5 protein-coding genes are annotated in these 4,769 nt (G+C 73.0%); 4 read left to right on the plus strand and 1 reads right to left on the minus strand.

The window, feature by feature from the left end:
• The first annotated feature begins 184 nt into the window (after positions 1-184).
• The 3 genes from gabT to IEZ12_RS31965 all read left to right on the plus strand — a co-directional run bounded on the left by gabT (position 185) and on the right by IEZ12_RS31965 (position 3,711).
• Positions 185-1,525: a 4-aminobutyrate--2-oxoglutarate transaminase gene (gabT, locus tag IEZ12_RS31955; RefSeq protein WP_043909666.1), complete on the plus strand. Its 1,341-nt coding sequence runs from the start codon at positions 185-187 to the stop codon at positions 1,523-1,525.
• 355 nt (positions 1,526-1,880) lie between these two features.
• Positions 1,881-2,510, plus strand: a complete 630-nt coding sequence (locus tag IEZ12_RS31960) for a phosphatase PAP2 family protein (protein ID WP_189277057.1) — start codon at positions 1,881-1,883, stop codon at positions 2,508-2,510.
• 121 nt (positions 2,511-2,631) lie between these two features.
• Positions 2,632-3,711: a glycoside hydrolase family 18 protein gene (locus IEZ12_RS31965; protein WP_229848414.1), complete on the plus strand. Its 1,080-nt coding sequence runs from the start codon at positions 2,632-2,634 to the stop codon at positions 3,709-3,711.
• A 24-nt stretch (positions 3,712-3,735) separates the two neighbouring features.
• Here IEZ12_RS31965 and IEZ12_RS31970 read toward each other — a convergent pair whose 3' ends face one another.
• Positions 3,736-4,068, minus strand: coding sequence for a DUF2218 domain-containing protein (locus tag IEZ12_RS31970; RefSeq protein WP_189277061.1), 333 nt, complete (start codon positions 4,066-4,068; stop codon positions 3,736-3,738).
• Positions 4,069-4,199: 131 nt separating this feature from the next.
• Here IEZ12_RS31970 and IEZ12_RS31975 point away from each other — a divergent pair, with 131 nt between their 5' ends.
• Positions 4,200-4,670, plus strand: a complete 471-nt coding sequence (locus IEZ12_RS31975; RefSeq protein ID WP_189277063.1) for a MarR family winged helix-turn-helix transcriptional regulator — start codon at positions 4,200-4,202, stop codon at positions 4,668-4,670.
• Positions 4,671-4,769: the final 99 nt, after the last annotated feature.

Consider the following 4,769-nt stretch of genomic DNA (forward strand, 5'->3'; position numbering starts at 1 on the left):
TCCGCCGTCCCACCGACACACCCGGGGCCAATGTAGTGGAGGGAGCGGGGACGGCGGCCGATCTTCGGCCACTGGCCGCGCAGGACAATTCGTACGGCGCAGCAGTACCGAGTGGCGCATGCCCGCCGAACGGGGCCGGTCGTAGCCTGCGATTACCGCGCCTTGAGAACTTGGAGAATCACTGATGAGCGCTGCAACGCCGCTCCCGCAGGAGCGCCGCCTGGTCACCGCGATCCCCGGCCCGAAGTCGCAGGAGCTGCAGTCTCGCAAGCTCGGTGCGGTGGCTGCCGGTGTGGGTACCACGCTGCCGGTGTACGTGTCGCGTGCCGGCGGTGGTGTGCTGGAGGACGTGGACGGCAACAGCCTGATCGACTTCGGTTCGGGCATCGCCGTCACCAACGTGGGCAACAGCGCCGCCGCCGTGGTGGAGAAGACCACCGAGCAGCTGGCCGCGTTCACCCACACCTGCTTCATGGTGACCCCGTACGAGGGCTACGTCGCGGTGGCGGAGCAGCTGAACGAGCTGACCCCGGGCGACCACGCGAAGAAGACCGCGCTGTTCAACTCGGGCTCCGAGGCCGTCGAGAACGCGGTGAAGATCGCCCGTGCCTACACCAAGCGCCAGGCGATCGTGGTCTTCGACCACGGCTACCACGGCCGCACCAACCTGACCCTGGCGCTGACGGCGAAGAACATGCCGTACAAGCAGGGCTTCGGTCCGTTCGCCCCCGAGGTCTACCGCGTGCCGGTGGCCTACCCGTACCGCTGGCTGACGGGCGCGGAGAACGCCGCGACCGAGGCTGCCAAGCAGGTCATCGACCAGATCAACAAGCAGATCGGCGCCGAGAACGTCGCCGCGATCATCATCGAGCCGATCCAGGGCGAGGGCGGCTTCATCGAGCCGGCCAAGGGCTTCCTGCCGGCGATCGTGGAGTTCGCGAAGGAGAACGGCATCGTCTTCGTCGCGGACGAGATCCAGACCGGCTTCTGCCGGACCGGCCAGTGGTTCGCGTGCGAGGACGAGGGCATCGTCCCGGACCTGATCACCACCGCCAAGGGCATCGCGGGCGGTCTGCCGCTGTCGGCGCTGACCGGCCGCGCCGAGATCATGGACGCCGCGCAGACCGGTGGTCTGGGTGGCACCTACGGTGGCAACCCGGTGGCCTGCGCGGCCGCGCTGGGCGCCATCGAGACCATGAAGGAGCAGGACCTCAACGGCAAGGCGCAGCGGATCGGCGAGATCATGCTGGGCCGCCTGCGGGCGATGCAGGAGAAGTTCGAGATCATCGGCGAGGTCCGCGGCCGCGGCGCGATGATCGCCGTCGAGCTGGTGAAGCCGGGCGGCAAGGAGCCGAACGCGGAGGCCACCGCGGCCATCGCGAAGGCCTGCCACGCCGAGGGCCTGGTCGTGCTGACCGCCGGCACCTACGGCAACGTGCTGCGCTTCCTGCCGCCGCTGGTGATGCCGGAGCACCTGTTGGTCGAGGGCCTGGACATCCTGGAGTCGGCCTTCGCGGGCGTCTGAGTCCCAGGCAGTACCCCCTGAACGGCGCGGGGGCCGGACGGAAGCGGATCCCGTCCGGCCCTCGCGCGTTCTGCTGTTCGAGCCCTGGGTGGAGGTTGCCCCGCCGGTGGTGAAGATGCTGTGCACGAAAGCCCGTCGGCCGTTGGCGCGCCCCGGCTTTGACGTACTGTCATCACAGATGGACAGCGAACCTCAAGCACTGCCCACACCGCCGTCCGCCGTCGAGGCGGGCGCACTGGACCGATCGACCGGCCGTCCCGCCCACACCCCCCGGGCCGCACGGCGCGGCGATCGCCTTGGCCGCCCCGGAGCTCTCCCCCCTGCTCCGGGGCGGCCGACTTTTGCCGTCCTGCCCATGACGCTCGCGGTGCTGCTGGTGGCGATCTCCTGGCAGGTGGCGGTGGACGGGCCACTGCTGGGGATCGACCCGGCGGTGCGCGACGCGGTGCGGCAGTTTCGCCGCACGCTGCACTCCACGCTGCTGAACCACCTGGGCGTCGCCCTGTCCGACCTGGGCGGCGGGGTGCCGGCCGTCCCGGTGCTGCTGGGCTGTGCGGGCCTGGCGGCCTGGCTGGCCCGGCGCGACGGCCGGCCGCGCTGGTGGACGCCGGTGCCGGTGGCGGTGGCGGCGGCGGTGCTGATCCCGCTGCTGGTGGTGCCGGCCAAGGCCTGGTTCGCCCGGCCCGGCCCGTTCGATCTGCCGCTGGCCGCGGACCAGTGGGGCTGGTACCCGTCGGGGCACACCGCGACCTCGGCGATCGCGTACGGGACGGCGGCGTTGCTGCTGGCCCGGGTGCTGCCGGCGCGGTCGGCCCGGCAGGTCGGGTGGGCCACCGCGGCGGTCTGCCTGGGGGTGGGCGCGGGGCTGGTGTGGAGCGACTTCCACTGGCTGCTGGACGTGCTCGCCAGTTGGTGCCTCTCGGGCCTGCTGCTGCTCGGCCTGCACCGGCTGCTGCCCCGCCTGTTGCCGGAGATCCGCGCCTGACGCTGCGTCAGTTCACAGTTCGGCCCGGGCCATTGACGCCTTCCCGGCTCGCGCGCACCCTGTTCCCCACCCATCCGCACGCGATCGCCGGGAGGCGAATGTGCGTTCCCCAGTCATGCCCATGACGCGCTTCGCGGTGGCGGCCTCGCTGCTCGTCGTCGCGGCCACGGCGCTGCCGGCGCAGAGCGCGACGGCGGCGGCCGCCCCGATGCAGGTCTACGGCGCCTGGCACTGCGGCAACGACGCCTGCACCTGGGCGAAGGTCCGGGACATGGCGGAGTTCGACGCCGCCAACCACTGGCTGGTCGACCGCGGCGACGGCCGGCCCTCGGTGAACGTGGTGGTGCTGAGCTTCGTCAACCCGCTGCGGCTGCTGAACGGCACCACCGACGCGGGGGACGCCGCGGGCGTGCCGGTGGGCATGAACCAGCAGGTGGTGGACTACTTCACGGCCCGCGGGATCCGGGTGATGCTCTCCATCGGCGGCATCACCTACACCGGCGACTGGGACTCCGCGCTGGCGCAGAGCGGCGGGCTGCTCGGCCAGAAGGCGGCGGCGCTGGCCTCCAAGCTCGGGGTGGGCATCGAGATCGACTACGAGAACAGCAGCAGCCCGAACCTGACGGGCCTGCAGGCCTTCGTGGACGCCTACCGGTCGGCCCACCCGTACGACGCCTCGGGCCGCGACCCGACCGCCCGGCTGACCATCGACGTCGCGGCCGGCGACCGCTGGCTGAGCGGCATCGACCAGTACGCCACCGCGCACTGGCTGACCACCGGCGACCCGGTGCTGGACTACGCCAACGCGATGGTGCCGAACAAGCAGCCCTCGGCGGCCACGGCGACCGCCGACTGGCAGGAGCACCTGGACGGCAAGCCGACGTACAGCCCGCCGATCCCGCCGCTGGCGCCCGCCAAGTTCACCGGCAGCCTGTACATCGCGGAGGGCTCGCAGGTCCGCCCGGAGTGCACCGACTTCGCCAACTCGGTGCAGCGCGCCACCGGCGGCTGGGTGCAGAACGCCGCACCCAACGGCGCGGGGACCAGCGCCGGCCTGCTGGGCTTCATGTTCTGGGCGGCCGAGAGGCCCTCCACCCGGGGAGTGACCACCGTGCCGCCGAACGGCTGCGCCGGCGGGGTCGGGGCGGGGGCCACGGCGTTCTCGGCGCCGGTGCCGATGCCGCCGCTGCGGCAGAGCTGAGCCGGCGGCGGCCGCGCGGGCCGGTCAGCCGTCCTCGCCGGTCAGGCGCTGGACGGTGCCGGCCTCGCCGCTGTCCCGCTGCCAGGCGACCACCAGCTCGTCGCGGGTGCCGAAGCGGACCAGGTGGCGGCCGACCACGTCCTCCAGCTGGGGCAGGTCCTCCTCGGCGCCCTCGACGGCGAGCAGCAGCGCGCCGTCCTCGGCGGTGAGCTCGGCCCGTCCGGCGCCGAAGGCGAGCGTGCCGCGGCCGGTCTCCTCGGACCATTCGGCGGGGACCTTGCGGCCCATGTGGGCGGCGAGCTGCTTGGCGTAGCGACCGGGACGGTCGGTGGCGACACGGGCGGTGGAGCGGGCCATGGCGGAACTCCTCGAAGCGCGGACGACTTAGGCTGCCCTAAGCTACTCGATTAGTGAGCCAAGCTCAACATCTTTCCCGCCGGGCCCCTCGCCCGCGGAGCCGCCGACCGGCCGCCCGCTACCCTGTGCGCATGACCTCCCCCGGCCCCGCCGACACCGCCGCGGAACTCGCCGACGCCCTCACCCGGGCGATGAAGCGGATCCGCCGACGGACCATGCAGCGGCTGGAGCCGTACGGCATCACCCCCGCCCAGGCCCGGGCGCTGCGCACGCTCGCCCACGCGCCCGGCTGCGAGAGCGCCGAGACCATGCGGCTGAGCGAGCTCGCCGATCGCCTGCGCATCGCGCCGCGCTCCGCGACCACCGTGGTGGACGCCCTGGAGGAGGCCGGCCTGGTCGCCCGCACCCCCGACCCGGCCGACCGCCGGGCGGTGCGCCTGGTGCTGACCACCGCCGGGCACGGCGCGCTGGAGCGGATCTCCCAGGTCCGGCACGAGGTCGCCCAGCAGTACTTCGGCCCGGTCAGCCCCGCCGAGCAGGACTCCCTGCTGCGGGCACTCCGGCACGCCGAGGAGGCGTACGAAGCCGGGACCACGCCGTAGCGGGCACCGCGCCCAGCCCGATCCCGGCGATCACCAGCACCGTGGCCACGCCCGCCGAGAGGCTGAACCGCTCACCGAGCAGCAGCGCCGCCGAGGACA

It is taken from the genome of Kitasatospora griseola (genome assembly GCF_014648555.1).
Lineage (GTDB): Bacteria > Actinomycetota > Actinomycetes > Streptomycetales > Streptomycetaceae > Kitasatospora > Kitasatospora griseola.

Excerpts from the sequence above, each read along its gene's own strand:
- gabT (WP_043909666.1), top strand. The coding sequence starts at position 185 with ATGAGCGCTGCAACGCCGCTCCCGCAGGAGCGCCGCCTGGTCACCGCG.
- IEZ12_RS31960 (WP_189277057.1), top strand. The coding sequence starts at position 1,881 with ATGACGCTCGCGGTGCTGCTGGTGGCGATCTCCTGGCAGGTGGCGGTG.
- IEZ12_RS31965 (WP_229848414.1), top strand. The coding sequence starts at position 2,632 with ATGACGCGCTTCGCGGTGGCGGCCTCGCTGCTCGTCGTCGCGGCCACG.
- IEZ12_RS31970 (WP_189277061.1), bottom strand. The coding sequence starts at position 4,068 with ATGGCCCGCTCCACCGCCCGTGTCGCCACCGACCGTCCCGGTCGCTAC.
- IEZ12_RS31975 (WP_189277063.1), top strand. The coding sequence starts at position 4,200 with ATGACCTCCCCCGGCCCCGCCGACACCGCCGCGGAACTCGCCGACGCC.